The sequence below is a fragment of the Streptomyces sp. 796.1 genome (assembly GCF_047525675.1).
Lineage (GTDB): Bacteria > Actinomycetota > Actinomycetes > Streptomycetales > Streptomycetaceae > Streptomyces.
Genome location: NZ_JBLIWA010000070.1, coordinates 7,235 through 25,672, shown reverse-complemented (window position 1 = coordinate 25,672; position 18,438 = coordinate 7,235). Strand labels below are relative to the sequence as shown.

General features: G+C 72.5%; 18 protein-coding genes, 2 tRNA genes and 1 pseudogene. 8 read left to right on the top strand and 13 right to left on the bottom strand.

Annotated features, from left to right (window positions below):
• Together ACMA1D_RS30980 and ACMA1D_RS30975 are read right to left on the bottom strand one after the other, a co-directional pair.
• Positions 1 to 420 (bottom strand): annotated as a pseudogene (locus ACMA1D_RS30980) (ABC transporter permease); the annotation flags it as partial.
• Positions 417 to 1,277 (bottom strand): ABC transporter ATP-binding protein, encoded by an 861-nt coding sequence (locus ACMA1D_RS30975; protein ID WP_414727304.1) that lies wholly within the window; start codon positions 1,275 to 1,277, stop codon positions 417 to 419. The pseudogene ACMA1D_RS30980 and the gene ACMA1D_RS30975, both read right to left, overlap by 4 nt.
• Before the next feature lie 119 nt (positions 1,278 to 1,396).
• Between ACMA1D_RS30975 and ACMA1D_RS30970 the strand changes: the two genes are divergently transcribed.
• From ACMA1D_RS30970 to ACMA1D_RS30955, 4 genes are all read left to right on the top strand, one after another.
• A complete protein-coding gene (locus ACMA1D_RS30970; protein WP_414727303.1) occupies positions 1,397 to 2,887 on the top strand; it encodes a sensor histidine kinase in 1,491 nt (496 codons plus the stop codon).
• Positions 2,884 to 3,588, top strand: coding sequence for a response regulator (locus ACMA1D_RS30965; RefSeq protein WP_414727302.1), 705 nt, complete (start codon positions 2,884 to 2,886; stop codon positions 3,586 to 3,588). Before ACMA1D_RS30970 ends, ACMA1D_RS30965 begins: the two co-directional genes overlap by 4 nt.
• 240 nt (positions 3,589 to 3,828) lie before the next feature.
• The gene (locus ACMA1D_RS30960; protein ID WP_414727301.1) at positions 3,829 to 6,027 is read left to right on the top strand and encodes an elongation factor G-like protein EF-G2; all 2,199 of its coding nucleotides are present in this window, start codon (positions 3,829 to 3,831) and stop codon (positions 6,025 to 6,027) included.
• A 184-nt stretch (positions 6,028 to 6,211) separates the two neighbouring features.
• Entirely contained in the window at positions 6,212 to 7,867 is a 1,656-nt protein-coding gene (locus tag ACMA1D_RS30955; RefSeq protein WP_414727300.1) for a hypothetical protein, read from the top strand.
• 196 nt (positions 7,868 to 8,063) lie between these two features.
• Here the strand turns inward: ACMA1D_RS30955 and ACMA1D_RS30950 are convergent, their stop codons facing one another.
• From ACMA1D_RS30950 to ACMA1D_RS30920, 7 genes are all read right to left on the bottom strand, one after another.
• Entirely contained in the window at positions 8,064 to 8,624 is a 561-nt protein-coding gene (locus ACMA1D_RS30950) for an HIT family protein (RefSeq protein WP_414727299.1), read from the bottom strand.
• A 111-nt stretch (positions 8,625 to 8,735) separates the two neighbouring features.
• Positions 8,736 to 10,718 (bottom strand): threonine--tRNA ligase, encoded by a 1,983-nt coding sequence (gene thrS / locus ACMA1D_RS30945; protein WP_414727298.1) that lies wholly within the window; start codon positions 10,716 to 10,718, stop codon positions 8,736 to 8,738.
• A gap of 131 nt (positions 10,719 to 10,849) precedes the next feature.
• On the bottom strand, positions 10,850 to 11,029 hold the full coding sequence (locus ACMA1D_RS30940) for a hypothetical protein (protein WP_414727297.1): 180 nt from the start codon (positions 11,027 to 11,029) through the stop codon (positions 10,850 to 10,852).
• Between the two features lie 172 nt (positions 11,030 to 11,201).
• Positions 11,202 to 11,273: transfer RNA gene (locus ACMA1D_RS30935), tRNA-Val, on the bottom strand.
• Between the two features lie 70 nt (positions 11,274 to 11,343).
• Positions 11,344 to 11,823 (bottom strand): SRPBCC family protein, encoded by a 480-nt coding sequence (locus ACMA1D_RS30930; RefSeq protein ID WP_414727296.1) that lies wholly within the window; start codon positions 11,821 to 11,823, stop codon positions 11,344 to 11,346.
• 517 nt (positions 11,824 to 12,340) lie between these two features.
• Positions 12,341 to 12,412: transfer RNA gene (locus ACMA1D_RS30925), tRNA-Val, on the bottom strand.
• Positions 12,413 to 12,480: 68 nt separating this feature from the next.
• The gene (locus ACMA1D_RS30920; RefSeq protein ID WP_414727295.1) at positions 12,481 to 12,936 is read right to left on the bottom strand and encodes a TIGR02611 family protein; all 456 of its coding nucleotides are present in this window, start codon (positions 12,934 to 12,936) and stop codon (positions 12,481 to 12,483) included.
• Between the two features lie 190 nt (positions 12,937 to 13,126).
• Here ACMA1D_RS30920 and ACMA1D_RS30915 point away from each other — a divergent pair, with 190 nt between their 5' ends.
• Together ACMA1D_RS30915 and ACMA1D_RS30910 are read left to right on the top strand one after the other, a co-directional pair.
• A complete protein-coding gene (locus ACMA1D_RS30915) occupies positions 13,127 to 13,540 on the top strand; it encodes an SsgA family sporulation/cell division regulator (RefSeq protein ID WP_003959770.1) in 414 nt (137 codons plus the stop codon).
• A gap of 252 nt (positions 13,541 to 13,792) precedes the next feature.
• Positions 13,793 to 14,350 (top strand): CGNR zinc finger domain-containing protein, encoded by a 558-nt coding sequence (locus ACMA1D_RS30910; protein ID WP_414727294.1) that lies wholly within the window; start codon positions 13,793 to 13,795, stop codon positions 14,348 to 14,350.
• A 120-nt stretch (positions 14,351 to 14,470) separates the two neighbouring features.
• Here the strand turns inward: ACMA1D_RS30910 and ACMA1D_RS30905 are convergent, their stop codons facing one another.
• Positions 14,471 to 14,626 carry a hypothetical protein gene (locus ACMA1D_RS30905; RefSeq protein ID WP_349993404.1) on the bottom strand — a complete coding sequence of 52 codons (156 nt, stop codon included), beginning with the start codon at positions 14,624 to 14,626 and terminating at the stop codon, positions 14,471 to 14,473.
• 68 nt (positions 14,627 to 14,694) lie between these two features.
• Positions 14,695 to 15,144, bottom strand: coding sequence for a hypothetical protein (locus tag ACMA1D_RS30900; protein ID WP_414727293.1), 450 nt, complete (start codon positions 15,142 to 15,144; stop codon positions 14,695 to 14,697).
• 165 nt (positions 15,145 to 15,309) lie between these two features.
• On the opposite strand from ACMA1D_RS30900, the gene ACMA1D_RS30895 reads away from it, so the two are divergent.
• Entirely contained in the window at positions 15,310 to 15,849 is a 540-nt protein-coding gene (locus ACMA1D_RS30895) for a DsbA family protein (protein WP_414727292.1), read from the top strand.
• Between the two features lie 126 nt (positions 15,850 to 15,975).
• On the opposite strand, the gene ACMA1D_RS30890 is transcribed toward ACMA1D_RS30895, so the two are convergent.
• Positions 15,976 to 16,365 carry a RidA family protein gene (locus ACMA1D_RS30890; RefSeq protein WP_414727291.1) on the bottom strand — a complete coding sequence of 130 codons (390 nt, stop codon included), beginning with the start codon at positions 16,363 to 16,365 and terminating at the stop codon, positions 15,976 to 15,978.
• 72 nt (positions 16,366 to 16,437) lie between these two features.
• Between ACMA1D_RS30890 and ACMA1D_RS30885 the strand changes: the two genes are divergently transcribed.
• A complete protein-coding gene (locus ACMA1D_RS30885; RefSeq protein WP_414727290.1) occupies positions 16,438 to 17,388 on the top strand; it encodes a LysR family transcriptional regulator in 951 nt (316 codons plus the stop codon).
• Here ACMA1D_RS30885 and ACMA1D_RS30880 read toward each other — a convergent pair.
• Entirely contained in the window at positions 17,385 to 18,221 is an 837-nt protein-coding gene (locus ACMA1D_RS30880; RefSeq protein ID WP_414727289.1) for a GNAT family N-acetyltransferase, read from the bottom strand. The genes ACMA1D_RS30885 and ACMA1D_RS30880 overlap by 4 nt on opposite strands.
• Positions 18,222 to 18,438: the final 217 nt, after the last annotated feature.

Here is an 18,438-nt window from a genome sequence, read left to right as displayed (position 1 = left end):
GGCGAGCACCGGCCCGCGGCCGGCCGGCGCGGCGTCGAGCAGGGCGCCGAGCGCGGGCGAGGTCCACAGCTCGCCGGGGCGCGGGAAGCGGGGCAGGCCGGGCGGCGCGGGCAGGGCGGTACGGGGCGGCGCCGCGCCGTCCACCGGCGCCAGGTCCACCACGGTGATGGGCCGCCCGCCGTGGAAGGCGGTGCCGACGGCCTGCACCGCGATCGGCTCGGCGGCGCGGACCGGGCCCCGCCAGTCCGTACGGGCGGCACGCTCCTGAAAGCCTGCGTTGACCGCGAGGCACAGCAGCAGGAGCGTGGTGCAGAGCGCCGCGGCGGCGACCGCGAGCCCCGTGCCGAGCGCCCCGGTGCGTCCGCCGCCGCGCAGCAGCCGCAGCGCCAGCGTCCAGGTGGTGCGGTCGGCGGCCCTCATGCGCGCCGCCCGGCCGTCGCGTCGGCAGCGCCCGCCGGGGCGCGCACCCGTCCGTCGCGGACTTCGATCACGCGGTCGCACCAGCGCGCCACCTGCGGGTCGTGCGTGACGACGACCAGCGCGGCGCCCTGTTCTCCGGTGGCCGCTACCAGCAGCCTGATCACGGCCTGCCCGGTGGTCTGGTCGAGCGCGCCGGTGGGCTCGTCGGCGAAGACCACTTCGGCCCCGCCCACCAACGCCCGGGCGATGGCCACCCGTTGGGCCTGCCCGCCGGAGAGCTGGCCGGGCCGACGTTCCTCAAGCGACTCCAGACCGAGCCGCGGGAACCAGGCGCGGGCCCGGTGCACCGCAGCGGCCCGCGCGGCGCCGCCGAGCATCAGCGGCAGCGCCACGTTCTCCACGGCGGACAGTTCGGGCAGCAGGTGCCCGGCCTGGAAGACGAAGCCGAACCGGGTGCGCCGCATCTCGCTGCGGCGCGGCTCCGGCAGGTCGTCCACCCGGTCGGGACCGAGCAGTACGCGCCCGGCGTCCGGCCGCTCGACACCCGCGAGACAGTGCAGCAACGTCGACTTCCCCGACCCCGAGGGCCCCATCACGGCCAGCGCCTCCCCGGCCCGTACGGTCACGTCGACCCCGTCCAGCGCCCTGGTCCCGCCGAAGCTCTTGACCAGTCCACGGCCGGTGAGCAGGGGTGATGCGGGGGTGGATGAGCTGGGTGAATCGAGGGGGACGGGTGAGCTCGATGAACTGGGTGGCGCGCATGGGGTGGCGAGGTCGGTCGGGCCGGTCGTGGGGGCCGCGCTGATGGTGCGGGTGGGGGCCGCGCTGCGGCGGCGGAAGGGGGGCCATGGGCTCATGCCACGACGGTTGCGTGACCGTGGCCCCCGCCGCCTCGGCCGCCCGGCCCCGTCCGCGGCCATGAGGTCGGCCATCTGGCCGAGTCGCCGCAGCCCGGTCAGTGCCTAGCCTGCTCACCGTGGACGAGAGCCTTCGAGGAGCGGACGCGTACGTGCCGCTCGCCCCGCGCGCCCGACGCCTGGCGGTGTGCGCCCTGTACGTCGGGCTCGGCCTGCCCTGGCTCGCCGACCTCGGCAGCGTGGTCGCCGCGGCCGGGCGGGCCGGGGCCCGCCCGTGGGTCGCGCTGGTCACAGGGCCTGCGGTCGTCCTGTTGCTCGCCCTGCCCCGCCGGCACCTGGCCACCACCCGGCGCGCAGCGCTCGCCGGGCTCGGCTCACTGGTGGTGACCTGCGTACTGCTGCCGCCCGGCCGCGGGGTCGAGGTGAGTTGGGGGTTGCTGGAGACCGCCGGCCTGCTGCTGCTCCTCGTGCGCACCGCGCGCGAGGCCGTGCCGCCGCGGGCCGCGGCCGGCTGGGGCGCGGTGCTCGCCGTCGCCGTCGTCGTACTGCCGCTGCGCATGCACTACGCCGGGGGCGACCTGGTCTTCGCGTTCGTCCTGACGCTGGCCGCCGGCGGCGCCGTCGGGCTGGGCTGCTACCTGCGGGCGCTGGATGCCAGGCGCCACCGGGCGATCCTCGCCGTACGCCAGGGCGAACGCCTCGAACTCGCCCGTGACCTGCACGACTTCGTCGCACACCATGTGACGGGCATCGTCGTCCAGGCCCAGGCGGCCCGCGCCGTGTGGGAGAGCGCGCCCGAGCAGATCGACCCGATCCTGGCGCACATCGAGCGGGCCGGCGGGGAGACGCTGGACTCGATGCGCCGGCTGGTACGGGTGCTGCGCGCGGAGGAGGGGCCGCCGGTGCGGCCCGGCGAGTTCCCCGCGGTGCTGGCCGCCCTGGTCGCCGGGTTCGGCGAGCTCAGCCAGCCCAGTCAGCTCAGCCAGCCCAGTCAGCCCGGCCAGGCCGGCCAGTCCGAACGGGGCGCCCCGCCGCTCGCGCCCACGCTGCGGGTGACGGCTGCCGCCCGCGCGGCGCAGCTCGCCCCCGAGGTCGAGACCTCCGTACACCGCGTCGTCCAGGAGTCCCTGACCAACGTCCGCCGGCACGCGCCGGGCGCCCGTGACGTGGTGGTCGAGGTGGATGCCGACGCGATCCGAGCGGGCGGCGCAGACCGGCGACCGCGCGGCGCTTCCCGGCCGGCGCAGCCCGAGCGACCGGACCACTCACCCGCGGCAGACCAGCCGGAACAACCGGCCCGGACGGGCCGGCCCCCCGGGACGGGCCGCGCCGACCAGGCCGACCACAGCGACCGGACGCCCCGACCTCACCGGCTCACCGTGACGGTGCGCAACGGCCCACCGGCCGAGCGAGCGCCGGCGCCGCCGGGCGGCCGGGGCGGGTTCGGGCTGCTCGGGCTGCGGGAGCGGGTCGAGGCGGTCGGCGGCACGTTCAGCGCCGGGGCCACGCCCGACGGCGGCTGGCGGGTGAGCGCCGCCTTCCCGGTGCGGCCCGACTCCGAACGGCCTGGCGGGCGGCCCGGCCCCGGCATGGCAGGATCGGCCGGATGAGCAGCTCGCCGACGCGCGTACTGATCGCCGACGACCAGGAGATGGTCCGTACCGGCTTCCGGCTGATCCTCCAGGCCAGGCCAGGCATCGAGGTGGTCGCCGAGGCCGCGGACGGCGCCGAGTGCGTGGCGCTCGCCCGCCGGCTGCGGCCCGACGTGTGTCTGGTGGACGTCCGGATGCCGAAACTGGACGGCCTTGAGGTGACCCGGCTGCTGGCCGGCCCGGGCGCCGTCGACCCACTGCGGGTGGTCGTCGTGACCACCTTCGACCAGGACGACTACCTCTACGGCGCACTGCGCGGCGGCGCCTGCGGCTTCCTGCTCAAGGACGCGGGCCCGGAGCTGCTGGTGGAGGCGGTACGGGCGGCGGCGCGCGGCGACGCGCTGGTCTCGCCGGCGGTGACGGTACGGCTGTTGGAACGGCTCGGCGACCTGCGGGAGCGGCCCGTGGCCGATGCCAGGGGCCCGCTGACGGAACGGGAGTTGGAGGTGGCCAGGCTGGTGGCGCGCGGCCGGACCAACCAGGAGATCCGGGCCGCCCTGGTGCTGTCGCTGTCCACCGTCAAGACGCACCTGGCCAGCATCCAGACGAAGCTGGGGCTGCGGAACCGGGTGGAGATCGCCGCCTGGGCCTGGGAGACGGGAGCCATCACCCCCACCGACCCACCACCCCCGGCACCGCCCCGACCTGCGGCCCCCTGACCCCTGGGCCCCGGCCCCCGGCCCCCTGATCCGTGCCCCCTGCGCACCCGAGCCCGGCCCCGGCCCCGTACCCAGGCCCAAGCCAGCGCCGTACGAACCCGAACCCGGAGCCGAACCCGAAGCCGCCAGCCGCAGAGCGCACGGGGCGGGGCGTTACGGGACCGTGTGTGACGTATGGACGCACCATGACCGCGGTGGAAAGCTCGAAGGACGCGGGTGTCTACCGAAAGGTCCAGACGCATGGGCGAGAAGACGGGTCCCCCGGCAGCAGCCGCCGGCAGGGCCGCGACGGCCGACCACCCCGGTTCGATCCGGAACGTGGTGCTGGTCGGCCACAGCGGAGCCGGCAAGACGACGCTGGTGGAGGCGCTGGCGCTGGCCACCGGGGCGGTGGGGCGGGCCGGCCGGGTCGAGGACGGCGGGATGCTCTCCGACTACGACGAGATCGAGCACCGCCAGCACCGCTCCATCCAACTGTCGCTGGTCCCCGTCGAATGGGGCGGCTGCAAGATCAACCTCCTGGACACCCCCGGCTACGCCGACTTCGTCGGGGAGTTGCGGGCCGGTCTGCGCGCCGCGGACGCGGCCCTGTTCGTGGTGTCGGCGGCGGACGGCGTGGCCGCCGCGACCCGCCTGGTGTGGGAGGAGTGCGCCGCCGTCGGCATGCCGCGGGCCATCGTCATCACCCATTTGGAGGCAGCGCGCGCCGACTTCGACGAGATGACGGAGATCTGCCGCGCGGCCTTCGGCGGCGACGACCCGGACGCCGTACTGCCGCTGTACCTGCCGCTGCACGGCCCGGCCGGCTCCGACGGGCACCGCCCCGTCACCGGCCTGATCGGGCTGCTGTCCGAGCAGGTCTACGACTACGCGTCGGGCCGGCGCACCACCCGCCCGCCGGACGGGGCGGAGCTGCCGCTGGTCGCCGCGGCCCGCAACCGGCTCATCGAGGGGATCATCGCCGAGAGCGAGGACGAGACCCTGATGGACCGCTACCTCGGCGGCGAGCAGATCGACGTCAAGACCCTCGTGGCCGACCTGGAGAAGGCCGTGGCGCGCGGCACCTTCCACCCGGTGCTCGCCGCCGCCCCGGCGGCCGACGGCTCCCGGCAGGGCCTGGGCACCAGCGAACTCCTCGAACTCGTCACCGGCGGCTTCCCCACCCCGCTGGAGCGCGCCGCCCCGGCCGTCACCACCCCGAGCGGCGCCCCGCGCCCCGCGCTCGCCTGCGACCCGGCCGGGCCGCTGGCCGCCGAGGTAGTGGCGACCTCGTCCGACCCGTACGTGGGGCGCATCTCGCTGGTCCGGCTCTTCTCCGGCACGCTGCGCCCCGACGAGACGGTGCACGTGTGCGGGCACGGTCTGAAGGACCGCGGGCACGAGGACCACGACGTGGACGAACGGGTGGGCGCGCTCTCGGTGCCGTTCGGGAAGCACCAGCAGACGGTGGGGCAGGCGATCGCGGGCGACCTGGCCTGCGTGGCCAAGCTGAGCCGGGCCGAGACCGGGGACACCCTCTCCGCACCGGAGGATCCGCTGCTGATCGCGGCGTGGGCGATGCCGGACCCGCTGCTGCCCGTCGCCATCGAGGCGCACGGCAAGGCGGACGAGGACAAGCTCTCGCACGCCCTGGCCCGGCTGGTCGCCGAGGACCCGACGCTGCGCCTGGAACAGAACCAGGACACCCACCAGGTCGTCCTGTGGTGCCTGGGCGAGGCCCATGTGGACGTCGTCCTTGAGCGACTGCGGGCCCGGTACGGGGTGCGGGTGGACGCGGTGCCGCACCGGGTGGCGCTGCGCGAGACGTTCGGCGCGGCGGCCAGCGGCCGGGGCCGGCACGTCAAGCAGTCCGGCGGCCACGGCCAGTACGCGATCTGCGCCATCGAGGTGGAACCGCTGCCGGCCGGCAGCGGCATCGAGTTCGTGGACCGGGTCGTGGGCGGCGCCGTGCCGCGGTCCTTCATCCCCTCGGTGGAGAAGGGGGTACGGGCCCAGGCGGAGCGCGGCGTCGCCGCCGGCTATCCGCTGGTGGACGTGCGGGTGACGCTGGTGGACGGCAAGGCGCACTCGGTGGACTCCTCCGACGCCGCGTTCCAGACCGCCGGCGCGCTCGCACTGCGGGAGGCGGCGGCGGAGTGCCGCATCGACCTCCTTGAGCCGGTGTGCGAGGTGCGGGTAAGCGTCCCCGACGAGCACGTGGGCGTCGTGCTGAGCGACCTGTCCGGGCGCCGGGGCCGCGTCGTGGGCACCGAACAGACCGGCACCGGCACCACCTCGGTACGGGCCGAGGTCCCCGAGGCGGAAATCAGTCGGTACGCGGTGGACCTCCGCTCCCTCGCGCACGGCGCCGGCCGCTTCAGCCGCCGTTACGCGCGCCACGAACCGATGCCGAGTCATCTCGCCGAGCAGCTTCACAAAATGACCAATAGTCAGGCATAGGGCGCACACCGGCGCGCTCGACGGCCCTCCAGCGGGCGGCTTTGCAGGCGGTGGGGACAGGCGGCACCCGCCACGGATACGCTGAAGGACGGCTCGGCGGCGAGCCGTCGCAGCACAGGACGTGTGTCGGGAACGGTAGTCGGGAACGAGCCGCAGCAAGGCATGTGTGGCATTGGGGGCGGTAGTGACGGCGGATGGATTCGACTTCAGTCCCGGGGCGCAGATTCCGCTCTCCGGCGCGGCGGGCCAGACGGCGGCGACCCAGGCGCTCGCCTCGGCCGCCTACCGTGACAGCGAGGTCAGCAAGCTGCTCGACGCCAACTCCGAGTGGACGGTGTCGGAGGTCAAGGCGCCCCGGTTCTCGCTGTTCGAGCCGAACCTCGGGGAGGCGTTCTCCCGTGCCGTACAGGTGCGGATGCTCGGCGGCGCCCGCGGCCAACTCATCCAGTCCTTCGGGATAGAGCCGCAGACGGTGGTCGAGCACTGCCTGGCGGCCAACGGCATCCGCAAGACCCGGGACATCAAGCTGACGATCGTCATGGTCGTCTTCGGGCTGCTGTTCCTGCCCGGTGTGCTGCTGTGGCTGACCGCGTTCCAGATACGGCGCACGCTGGCCGGCTCGCAGCACAAGCGGGCCGGCGCGCTGGGCGTGATCCTCGCCATCGTCGCCGGCGGTCTTGTCGCCTACGGCATGGTCAAGGCGCCGGTGCACAACGTCTGGTGGATCTACGCGCGGGTGATGCTCGTCGCGCCGGTGATCGGCTGGTTCATCGCCAAGCAGATCAGCGAGCGGACCGCCAAGGACCTGCGGGAGCGCTGGAGCGCGCTGCTGAGCGGCGGCGGCCTGGGCGCCAAGGTGCCGGAGGCGGTGCCGCGCAACCCGGGCGAGACGGCGGCCGAGCAACTCCGCAAGAACCTGGAGAAGCTCACCGCCGAGCAGCACAGCAACATCGTCTTCTACGCCGGCCCCAAGGGAATACTGGGCATGGGCACCCGTTGGGGAAGCTGGCAACTCGCCGAGGACCTGATCCCGCTCGACCCGGGCAAGGAGATCAACCCGTTCCGTAGCTGGGACGTCATAAAGGCCATCCACGACCAGCTCAAGCTCCTGGAGCGGGGCCCGCTGCACACCGGCGGCTTCCCCACCCCTTCGGTGCGGCACTGGGTCGTCTCGGCGATCGGCGAGGGCGCCAAGTCGGTCGCCCGCGGCGGCAGCACCGAGGAGGAGGGCTTCCAGGTCAAGGGCGTGGAGTTGCAGCGCATCTGCAACGACCAGCAGTTCGACAGCGGCGACCGGCACTACCTGGGCGTCCAGTTCGTCCTGTGGGACGGCCAGCTCGTGATCACCATGCTGATCACGGTGACGGTGCTGCACAAGACGCTGCGCATCGAGGTGACCGGGCACGCGCTCGGCCCGGTGCACCCGCTCTTCACCACCAAGCCGTCCCCAAAGACCAAGACGGTGAACAAGACCGTCAGGTTCTGGGAGACCAAGAGCATCCCGCAGCCGCTGGTCGAGCCCCAGGAGGTGGTGCGGCTCGCGGTCCGCGCCCCGTTCACCTGGTATCCGCCACTCCTGGACTACCTCGGCGGCAAGCTGAGCCTGCCGGAGCCGTTCGGCCTGCGGCACGCCTGGGCGGACAAGCCCTGGCGGCACCGGTTCATGGCCGATGACGCACTGCGCGCCGCCACCCCCGTACTGCGGGTGGTGCACGACGCCGCGCTGCGGGTGCTGAACGACAACGGTGTGGACACCGACCGCTTCGACAAGCGTTCGCTGGCCCTCAGCGGCGCGGTGCAGGACGCCTCGCCCCGCAAGGCCGATCTGTACGACGCCTGATCCACCACGTCCGCTCCCCCGCACCGGGCCGTACCGCCCGACCGGGACCAACCAGCGCCGAAGGCCCGCTCCCGCAGCAGTGCGGGGCGGGCCTTCGCCGTGTACGGCGCCGTGCGCGGGGGCCCGGCGAGCGGGCGCGGGGCCGGGCGAGGCGGGCGCCGGGCCGGGTGAGCGGGCGGCCGGCAGGCGCCGCGGCTCAGGACAGCGGCCACACCTCGGCGAGCAACTGCCGCGTGTCGGCGAGCAGTTGGGGCAGTACGCGGGTGGTGGCGACGACGGGCATGAAGTTGGTGTCGCCGCCCCAGCGCGGCACCACGTGCTGGTGCAGGTGGGCGGCGATCCCGGCGCCGGCGACGCTGCCCTGGTTCATGCCGATGTTGAAGCCGTGCGCGCCGGACGCGGTGCGCAGCGCGGTCATGGCGGCCTTGGTGAACTCGGCGAGCTCGACGGTCTCGGCCGCGTTCAGTTCGGTGTAGTCGGCGACGTGCCGGAAGGGGACCGACATGAGGTGCCCGGAGGTGTACGGGTAGAGGTTGAGCACCGCGTACACGTGCTCGCCGCGGGCGATGATCAGGCCGTCCTCGTCGCTCTTGGCGGGGATGGTGCAGAACGGGCAGCCGTCATCAGCGCCCGGACCGGTCGGCTTGTTCTCGCCCTGGATGTACGCCATCCGATGCGGCGTCCACAGGCGCTGGAAGGCGTCCTGGGTGCCGACTCCGATCTGCTGCTCCGGCTCACTCGTCATGCGCGCCAGCATATTCCCCGGTGGGAGCGGAAGGCGGGGCGGCCCGGGCGGCTTCGCCCGGGCCCGGCCGGCGGGTGCCGGGTGCGGGCCGTGGCCCCGCGGTTGCGGGGCCACGGCCGGCGATCACACCTGGACGCGGCGCTCCACGGCGTCCGCGATCTCCGCGATGGCCTCCGCCCGCGGGATGCCGTTCTTCTGCGAGCCGTCGCGGTAGCGGAAGCTGACCGCGCCGGCCGCCACGTCCTCGTCGCCGGCGATGACCATGAACGGGATCTTGGCCTTCTGCGCGTTGCGGATCTTCTTCTGCATCCGGTCGGAGGAGGCGTCGACCTCGATGCGCAGGCCCTTGGCCTTGGCCTCGGCGGCGAACTCGGCCAGGTAGGGCACGTGCCCGTCGCCGATCGGGATGCCGACCGCCTGGACGGGGGCGAGCCAGGCCGGGAAGGCGCCCGCGTAGTGCTCAAGGAGGACCGCGAAGAACCGCTCGATGGAGCCGAAGAGCGCCCGGTGGATCATGACGGGCTGCTGCCGGGAGCCGTCGGCGGCGGTGTACTCCAGGTTGAACCGCTTGGGCTGCTGGAAGTCCACCTGGATGGTGCTCATCTGCCAGGAGCGGCCGATGGCGTCCCTGGCCTGGACGGAGATCTTCGGCCCGTAGTACGCGGCGCCGCCCGGGTCGGGCACCAGCGGCAGGCCCTGCTTCTCGGCCGCCGCCCGCAGCGCCTCGGTGGCCTCCTCCCACTCCGCGTCCTCGCCGATGAACTTGTCGGACTCGGGGTCGCGGGTGGACAGCTCAAGCTCGAAGTCGTTGAGGCCGTAGTCGCGCAGCAGGTTCAGCACGAAGGTCAGCAGGTCGTCGAGCTCCTGCGGCATCTGCTCCTTGGTGCAGTAGATGTGCGAGTCGTCCTGGGTGAATCCGCGGGCCCGGGTGAGGCCGTGCACCACGCCCGACTTCTCGTACCGGTAGACGGTGCCGAACTCGAACAGGCGCAGCGGCAGCTCGCGGTAGGAGCGCCCGCGGGCCCGGAAGATCAGGTTGTGCATGGGGCAGTTCATGGCCTTGAGCCGGTAGTTCTGCCCGTCGAACTCCAGCGGCGGGAACATGGCGTCGGCGTAGTTCGGCAGGTGCCCGGAGGTCTCGAAGAGCTTTTCCTTCGAGATGTGCGGGGTGTTCACGAACTCGTACCCGGCCTCTTCGTGCCGCCGGCGCGAGTAGTCCTCCATGACCCTGCGGACGGCGCCGCCCTTGGGGTGGAAGACGGCGAGGCCGGAGCCGAGCTCTTCGGGGATGGAGAACAGGTCGAGCTCGGCGCCGAGCTTGCGGTGGTCGCGCTTCTCGGCCTCGGCGAGGAACTCCAGGTGCGCCTTGAGCTCGTCCCTGGTCGGCCATGCGGTGCCGTAGATCCGCTGGAGCTGCGGGTTCTTCTCGCTGCCGCGCCAGTAGGCGGCGGCCGAACGCATCAGCTTGAAGGCGGGGATGGCGCGCGTGGACGGCAGGTGCGGGCCGCGGCACAGGTCCTTCCAGCACAGCTCGCCGGTCTTGGCGTCCAGGTTGTCGTAGATCGTCAGCTCGCCCGCGCCGACCTCGGCGGAGGCCCCTTCGGCGGCGTCGGCCGCGGCACCCTTGAGCCCGATGAGTTCCAGCTTGTACGGCTCGTCGGCGAGCTCGATGCGGGCCGCCTCGTCGGTGACCGGCCGCCGCGCGAAGCGCTGGCCGCGCTTCTGGATCTCCTGCATCTTCTTCTCGATGCGCTTGAGGTCGTCCGGGTGGAACGGGTTCTCGACGTCGAAGTCGTAGTAGAAGCCGTCCCTGATGGGCGGCCCGATGCCGAGCTTGGCCTCGGGGAACAGCTCCTGCACGGCCTGCGCCATGACGTGTGCGGTGGAGTGCCGCAGGATGTCGAGGCCGTCCTTGGAGGTGATCTCGACGGGTTCGACCTCGTCGCCGTCGGCCACCTCGTACGCCAGGTCCTTCAGCTCGCCGGCGACCCGGGCGGCGACGATGGAACGGTCACCCTCGAAGAGCGCGGCGGCCGTCGTGCCCGTCGTGACCACGCGTTCTTCCCGCTCGGAATCGCGTTGGATGATCACACGGACGTCTGACACCGGTCTCTCCTGACGTTGCTGTGGTGCGACAGCGAGCGCTGCGCAGCACGAATCGTACCGAGCCGGATGCCCACCTCGCGAAACGGTTCACCGCGCGCCCGCCCTGACGTCGCCGGGGCGGCGCGGGTGGTTCAGCGCCCGGCGCGGCGGGCGGCGAGCAGCCCCGCACCGGCCGCGAGGGCGCAGACGCCGGTCATCGCGCTCAGCACGATCTCCATCAGCCCGCCGTCGAACGTCACCCCGATGATCACGTTGATCCCCACGCACAGCCCGAACAGCAGCCACAGCACGCCTTTGGTCGTCCCGCTCATCGCCCTCGTCCTCCCGTTTCCCTTGGAGTACGAACGGTAGGAATCAGCGACGGGTCCGCACCATGGAGCGCTCCCCCAGGTCGTGGTGTATCCAGCTACACCATCGCCCCGCGCGGGGAAAACACAGAGCGCCGCGCTCCCTTGCGGAGCACGGCGCTTGTTTTCTTCGGGGTGGGCGATACTGGGTTCGAACCAGTGACCTCTTCGGTGTGAACGAAGCGCTCTCCCACTGAGCTAATCGCCCCGATGTCCGGCCGTTTTCCCTGGGGTTTCCGGCGAACGAGTTGAACAATACAGGTCGCGGCGACCGTTGTTCAAACCGCGTTCTTCGCCCCGCCCCCGCGTGCCAGCAGCGACCGCAGCCCGCGGTGCCCGCCGCGCATCATCAGCGCGTGGTTGAGGATGAGGAAGGGCCGACAGCCCGGCCCGAGCCGACGCAGCAGCGGCTTGCGCAACTCGACTTCCTGCTCGAACACGGCCCGACTGCCCGTCCCCACGACCGCCGGCAGTACGGTCCACCGCGCCCACCCGTCGAGGTCCCCGGTCATGGAGATCTCCAGGACCCGGGCAGCGGGATCACGCCGCGCCTCACGGGCCTCGACAACGAGCTCGTAAGGCAGCACGGACCGAAACCGCATGCTCCCCCGCCGCCCGTCAATCTCCCGGACCTCCCGCACCTGGGGCCACCAGAGGGGATATTCCTCGATGCGCTCCAACACGGCGTACACGGCGTCGGGCCCAGCGATCAGCCCCCAGCAACTACGAAACCGATAGTGATGCCGCCCACCAACCATGCCCCCAGTCTGCCGACCCGCCCCCATCCCCACCGCGACATCGACACAACCACCCGCGCCAACACCCCAACCGAACCCCCGAGCCGAGCACACCCCGATGGCGAAGCCGAGCCCCCGCGAAGCCCAAGGGTGAAGTCCCCGCAAAGGCGAAGCCGAGCCCACCCACAACCAACCCAAACCGCAACGACGAACGCGAGCCTGAACGAAGGCGAAGCCGAGCCCCCAACCAATCGAAGCCAACCAACCCCGCAGCCAAACCCGAACCCAAGCAACAACGAAGCCCAGCGAAGCCGCAGGCGAGCCCCAGCGAAGGCGAAGCCGAGCACACCCCGATGGCGAAGCCGAGCCCCACGAAGGCGAAGCCGAGCTACCCCAACCCCACGCTCCCGGCCCACCCCACCCGACCCCCGGGGGTGCGGGTGGCGGAGCCCCCGCAACGCGATGGCGAAGCCGAGCAAAAACGACGAAGGCGACCCGGTCTGCGCAGTCCGCAGACACGAGTCGCCTATCGCTTTCGTGGGCGATACTGGGTTCGAACCAGTGACCTCTTCGGTGTGAACGAAGCGCTCTCCCGCTGAGCTAATCGCCCTCGGCGCGGCCAACATTACCGCATGTCAGGCCGTGCTTTTGACCATGGTGGGGCTGGTGGCCGTGCTGTTATTCGTCGATCTTCCAGGGCATGACGATGCCGAACTTGTAGATGTAGACCGCCAGGGCGGCGCCGATGATGATCAGCCCGATGGTGGTGAGGATGATGTTGCGGCGGCGGACTCGGGGGTCGAGGGCTCGTTGGGTTGCCTCGCTGACCTTGCGCTTGGTCCAGCGCAGGACGAGTTGGGCCCAGACGAATTCGGTTGCCCAGATGCCGATGCCGCCGAAGATGACGAGCCAGCCCGGTCCGGGTAGCGGCAGCATGATGATGCCCACGATGACGACCGCGAGCCCCACCACGAAGACGCCCACTTGCCAGCTCAGGTGTAGGGCGCGCGACTTTTTGATGAAGTGCGGCGCCCGGGATCCGAGGACTGGCGGCTCGGTTCCGGTTTTGCCCCCCGTATCGGACGGTGCGGGGGTCGTTGCACCCGCCTGCCGTCCGTCACTCTCCGCGTTCATACTCGCCAACCTACCGGATCGCGCGCCTTCACTGGAATGGCGGTTTTACGCGAACGGGGGGTCGGCCAGCCGAGCGACCCGAAGAGCCACAAAACGGGCAGAGGGGTTTACAACGGCACCGTAGGTGGCATGTCGATTTCGCCGACGTGCGAATCCCCGAGCGCACACTGAGCGAAAGGCCCTGGCGCTTATGAACACCACGGTCAGCTGCGAGCTGCACCTGCGCCTCGTTGTATCGAGCGAGTCCTCACTGCCTGTACCCGCGGGCCTGCGGTATGACACGGCCGATCCGTATGCCGTGCACGCCACCTTCCACACCGGAGCCGAAGAGACGGTCGAGTGGGTGTTCGCCCGCGATCTTCTCGCCGAGGGCCTGCACCGGCCCACGGGCACCGGCGACGTCCGTGTCTGGCCGTCTCGCAGCCACGGTCAGGGCGTCGTCTGCATCGCGCTGAGCTCCCCGGAGGGTGAGGCACTCCTCGAAGCCCCGGCGCGGGCCCTGGAGTCCTTCCTGAAGCGAACAGACGCCGCAGTGCCGCCCGGCACCGAGCATCGGCACTTCGACCTGGATACGGAGCTTTCCCACATCCTGGCCGAGAGCTGACTGCGCGTACGAGCTGACGTGGCGCGGCCTCGGGCCGCGGGCGCCGGTTCCCACCCGCCCAAGGGCCGTCCGACTCGGGGAGACGGTCCGTGACGCGGCGGGCGACCCACAACCTCACAGGAGAGACGGCGGTGCCGTCGCCCGGCTTGGCCCGTGGCGGCGGCACCGTTGTTGCGTCCGGCCGATCGCCCAGCCGATAGAGTCACCGGAATCGAAGGGCAGCCGCCGACCCACCCGGCCAGGGAGCGAATCGTGCTGATCAACCACGACACTCGGTGCGCACTCGACGCGGTCGTCGACCTGGTGAACACGGCGCCGGACGGTTCGGAGCCCGACGGGTTGCCCGATCTGGCGGCGTTGAGCGCCTTCGTCACCCGCCACAAGATCAGTGGTGTGGGGGCGCTGGGCGAGCGTGATCTGGCGGCCGTTCGAGTGACGCGGGAGGGTTTCGTCGCCGTCTTCGCCGCGCCGGACGCGCCGGGCGCGGCGGCGCTGATCAACACGATGGTCGCCGCGGCCGGTACCACTCCGCAGTTGACCGACCACGACGGCTACGACTGGCACGTGCACTACTTCGCACCGGACGCCTCGATCGCCGATCACCTGGCGGCCGACGGAGGCATGGCGCTGGCGTTCTTGCTGGTGGCGGGCGAGCAGGAGCGGTTGCGGCGGTGTGAGGCCCCGGACTGCCGGCGCGCGTTCATCGATCTGTCCCGCAACCGCTCGCGCCGCTACTGCGACAGCCGCACCTGCGGCAACCGTCTCCATGTGGCGGCCTACCGGGCCCGCCGGCGCGAGGCCGGCGTCTAGCGGCAGCCGCCGCGTGGGGCCGCACCGCCCGGGTCGTACGCGGCACTGCCGGGGTCGTACGCGACGGCCGGGCTCCGGACCTGCGCGCGTGGACCGCGGGGCATCGGGGCGGGTGGTGGCTCACCAGGGGTAGAGGTCATGGACCGCTGCGAGCAGCAGCAGGGTGGCGATCACGCTGAGGAAGAGCATCAGCGGTGGCTGGGAGAGCGCGAAGAGGCATCCGCGCGATTCCTGGTGTCCTGAGGCGGGGGTGGATTCCCCGGGTGAGTGCGGCATCGCTGCCCGATGATCCCGGAGTGGGATCATCGGTTTCAGTCAACGCCCCTCGCTCGGGGGATAGTTCGCTAGATTCCGTGCTTCTTGAGGATCGCCTCGATATCGGCGAACTCGTCGCTGCCGGCGCTCCCCTTGGCCTTGCGGCGGGGCTGGGTGCGCTCCGCTGCCCGGCCGGCGCCGAGCGGGGGCACGGTGGCCTGGGGGGCGAGGGCGGCGCGCTCGGCTGCCGCCGCGGCCTTGCGCTCCTTGCGGGTGCCGCCTTCACCGCGCTGCTCCACGCCCCTGACCACCAGGAACAGCAGTGCGGAGACGGCGAGCACGCCGAATCCCACCCACACCGACGGCTTGAAGACGAGGTCGCTGATCCAGTCCGCGATGCCGGTCATGGCCAGCCCCAGCGGGAGGAGGGCATAGGCGGCGATCCGGGTCGCCGCCAGGAACCGCTTGCGGTACGCCGTCATGGCGGCGATGCCCAGGCCCGCCGCCGACAGTGCGGCGCAGAGCGTCGAGGTCAGCATCCGGTCCTCCTGCTCGTGAGGTGCTGTCCCATCCATCGTGCACCGTGCGGCCCCGGATCAGCCACGATCGCTCGTCAATCGGTGCGATATCCGGGACATCTCCGGGGAGGGCTCCTCCGCAGGTGCCAGTGCGTGGATACGCCGGGGAGCTGAAAGACTGCTCGTATGAGCCCCACAGATGCCCCCGTAGACGTCCCCTCCCCTGCTTCCGCTCCTTCCGCCGTGCTCGACGTGTGGTGCGAGCTCCAGTGCCCGGACTGCCGGTCGGCCCTCGATGACCTGCATGCGTTGCGGGCCAGGTACGGGGACGCGCTGGAGATCCGGTTGCGGCACTTCCCGCTCGCCAAGCACCAGCACGCGTACGCGGCGGCCCAGGCCGCGGAGGAGGCCGCGGTGCAGGGTCGGGGCTGGCCCTATGTGGAGGCCGTCCTGGCGCGGGTCGCGGAGCTCGCCGAGCGGGGGAACGACCTGCTCGTGGAGGTGGCGCGGGAGATCGGCCTGGACGCCGACGAGGTGGACACCGCGTTGATCGACGGCCGGCACCTGCTCGTGGTCGACGCCGACCAGGCCGAGGGCCAGGCGATCGGCGTCACGGGCACGCCCACGTACGAGATCGGTGGCCAGCGGCTGGACGGCGGGAAGAGCCAGGAGGGGCTGCGGGAGCGGATCGTGGAGATCGCCGACGGGTTGCTCGGGCGGGCCTGACGGGCGGTGCGGCGCAGCCGCGGGCGGGTGGTGCGGGTGGCGCCCGGCGTCGCAGGTGGCGTCAGGCAATGCGGTGGCGCCCGGCCGCGGGGGGGGCCACGTGGTGCAGGAGCGCCGCGTCATGCGTCAGCCGGTCGGCCGGCGCGCTTCCACCTCGATCTCGATCTTCATTCGGGGGTCGGCCAGCCCGCAGACCTGCATCGTGGCCGCCGGCGGTACGGCGGCGAAGTGCCGGCGCAGCACCGGCCAGCACGGCTCGAAGTCCTCCCGGCGGGGCAGCAGGTACCGCACCCGCACCACGTCGGCGAGCGTGCATCCGGCCTCGGCCAGCACGGCCTGGATGGTGCGCAGGCACTGTTCGGCCTGGAGCACCACATCGTCCGGGATCGTCATCGTCGCGTAGTCGAAGCCGGTGGTGCCCGAGACGTGCACCCGGTCGCCGTCGACCACGGCACGGGCGTAGCCGATCTGTTCCTCGAAGGGCGAGCCGGTGCGGATCGCGCGTCGTTCTGCCATGGCCCGAACGCTAGGGGCGCGCCCGCCATACGTCTAATACACGCTGTGGCATCGACTGATATTGCTAGGCGTATGGACGTGTCGGATTCCGTGGCGCCAGCCGAGCGCCCCGAGCTGCCGTTGCCGCAGCTCCACGCCTTCGCGGTGCTCGCCGACGAACTGCACTTCGGGCGGGCCGCTGCGCGGCTCGGCATCGCCCAGCCGCCGCTGAGCCAGCAGATCCGCCGGCTGGAGGAGAAGGTCGGTCACGCCCTGTTCGTCCGGGAGCCGGGGCGGGTGGCGCTGACCGCCGCGGGCCGGGAACTGCTGCCCGCCGCGCAGCGTGCCCTGTCCGTACTGAGCGCGGGGCTCGAAGCGGCCCGGGCCGCGGGCGACGGGCGCTCCGGCCGGCTGCGCATCGGCTTCGCGGCCTCGGTCGCGCTGACCGTCCTGCCCGGCCTGCTGCGGACCTTCCGGGAGCGGTTCCCGGCCGTACGGCTGGACATCCGCGAGATGACCTCGGCGCCACAACTGGCCGCGCTGCGCGATCGGAGCATCGACGTCGGGCTGTTGCGCGAGCCGCCCACCGCCGCGGCGGACGGGCCCGAACTGGGCTTCCGTACCGTACTGCGGGAGCGGTTCGTGGCGGTGCTGCCGGCCGCGCATCCGCTGGCCGCGGGGCGCGTCGTCGCCCTGGACGCGCTGGCCGGCGAGCCCTTCGTCCTGCTGCCGCGGGCGGCCGGGCCGCAGTTCCACGACCAGATCGTCGCGCTGTGCGGGGCGGCCGGGTTCGTGCCGCGGGTGGCGCAGCACGCGGTGGAGTGGCAGACGGTCTGTGCGCTGGTGGAGGCCGGGTTCGGGGTGTCGCTCGCGCCGGCGGGCGTGCGTCGGATGCGGCTGCGCGGCGTCGCCTTCCGCGCCCTGGCGCCCGACACCGTACGCACCCGGGTCGCCCTGGCCTGGCGCGTAACGGACCCCAATCCGGCGGTGGCCCACCTGTTGGCGCTGGCGGGCGAGCACGGCCGCGCCGGGGCGGGACGCTAGAGCAGCGACTTGGTCAGATGGGTGTGGGTGTACCGGTAGCCCAGTGACTCGTACAGCCGGATCGCCGGGGCGTTGGTGGCGAAGACGTGCAGGCCGAGCCGGTTGAGGCCGGCGGCCAGGGTCTCGCGCTCGGCGATCTGGAGCAGGGTGCGGCCGTGTCCCTGGCCGCGGTGTTCCGGCTCGACCAGCACGGCGAAGACGTACGCGCCGTCCGCGTACCCGTGGTCCTTGCTGACGGAGACCCAGATGTTGCCGCGGTCGACGCCGTCGTGGGTGAGCACGCGCAGCACCGTGCCGGGGGTCGCCGGGCCGTTCGGCAGCAGCTTCGCGTAGTCGGCGTCCGCCTTGTTCTCGGCCTGTTCCCGGGTGACGTCGCGCTCCAGCCAGCTCTGGATGTATCCGGCTCGCTCCGCCGCCAACCACTGCGGGTACTCGGCGTCGGTGAGCGGGCGCGCGCTGCTGCCGGTCGGCAGGTCGGGCGGCTCGGTCAGCTCCTTGACCATGTTGTGGCCGCCGGGCGTGTAGCCGACCGCGGTGGCCAGGGCGATGCCCGTCGGCGCTTCGGCGGGGACGGTGGTGGTGATCCGGGTGCAGCCCCAACCGCGCAGCACCTCTTCGGCTGCCAGCACCGCCACGGTGCCGCGGCCCCGCCTGCGGTCGCCCTCGGCTATCTCCAGGTGCCGCAGTTGGCCGGATGCGGGGCCGAACCTCGGGTCGGTGCCCAGTTCCAGGGTGCCGACGGAGCGGCCGTTGTCGCAGACCTCGTACGTGCGCGAGCGCGCGCCGTCGGCCGCTTCGTTCAGTGGGCTGGTTGGTCGCAGCGTGGTGGTCACCTGCTTGTTGTACCGGCCGGGCCGGCGCGCGTCACGTCCTTTTGCCGGCCCCGGGCGCCGGTCGGGTGCGGCGGTGCGGCCGGCCGCGCGCCGGGGCCACCGGGACCACGCGGCTTGCCTCGCGCGTGCGACGCGTACGGCCGGGTCAGCGGCGCGCCCCGCGCGCGGTGCCGGGCGGTGGTCGCTCACGCGGCGGGGGGGGGGGGGGGGGGGGGGG

What these genes read in the sequence shown, in the direction of transcription:
- ACMA1D_RS30975 (WP_414727304.1), bottom strand. Translation starts at nt 1,277, where the DNA reads ATGAGCCCATGGCCCCCCTTCCGCCGCCGCAGCGCGGCCCCCACCCGC.
- ACMA1D_RS30965 (WP_414727302.1), top strand. Translation starts at nt 2,884, where the DNA reads ATGAGCAGCTCGCCGACGCGCGTACTGATCGCCGACGACCAGGAGATG.
- ACMA1D_RS30960 (WP_414727301.1), top strand. Translation starts at nt 3,829, where the DNA reads ATGGGCGAGAAGACGGGTCCCCCGGCAGCAGCCGCCGGCAGGGCCGCG.
- ACMA1D_RS30950 (WP_414727299.1), bottom strand. Translation starts at nt 8,624, where the DNA reads ATGCTGGCGCGCATGACGAGTGAGCCGGAGCAGCAGATCGGAGTCGGC.
- ACMA1D_RS30940 (WP_414727297.1), bottom strand. Translation starts at nt 11,029, where the DNA reads ATGAGCGGGACGACCAAAGGCGTGCTGTGGCTGCTGTTCGGGCTGTGC.
- ACMA1D_RS30930 (WP_414727296.1), bottom strand. Translation starts at nt 11,823, where the DNA reads ATGGTTGGTGGGCGGCATCACTATCGGTTTCGTAGTTGCTGGGGGCTG.
- ACMA1D_RS30920 (WP_414727295.1), bottom strand. Translation starts at nt 12,936, where the DNA reads ATGAACGCGGAGAGTGACGGACGGCAGGCGGGTGCAACGACCCCCGCA.
- ACMA1D_RS30915 (WP_003959770.1), top strand. Translation starts at nt 13,127, where the DNA reads ATGAACACCACGGTCAGCTGCGAGCTGCACCTGCGCCTCGTTGTATCG.
- ACMA1D_RS30905 (WP_349993404.1), bottom strand. Translation starts at nt 14,626, where the DNA reads ATGCCGCACTCACCCGGGGAATCCACCCCCGCCTCAGGACACCAGGAA.
- ACMA1D_RS30900 (WP_414727293.1), bottom strand. Translation starts at nt 15,144, where the DNA reads ATGCTGACCTCGACGCTCTGCGCCGCACTGTCGGCGGCGGGCCTGGGC.
- ACMA1D_RS30895 (WP_414727292.1), top strand. Translation starts at nt 15,310, where the DNA reads ATGAGCCCCACAGATGCCCCCGTAGACGTCCCCTCCCCTGCTTCCGCT.
- ACMA1D_RS30890 (WP_414727291.1), bottom strand. Translation starts at nt 16,365, where the DNA reads ATGGCAGAACGACGCGCGATCCGCACCGGCTCGCCCTTCGAGGAACAG.
- ACMA1D_RS30885 (WP_414727290.1), top strand. Translation starts at nt 16,438, where the DNA reads ATGGACGTGTCGGATTCCGTGGCGCCAGCCGAGCGCCCCGAGCTGCCG.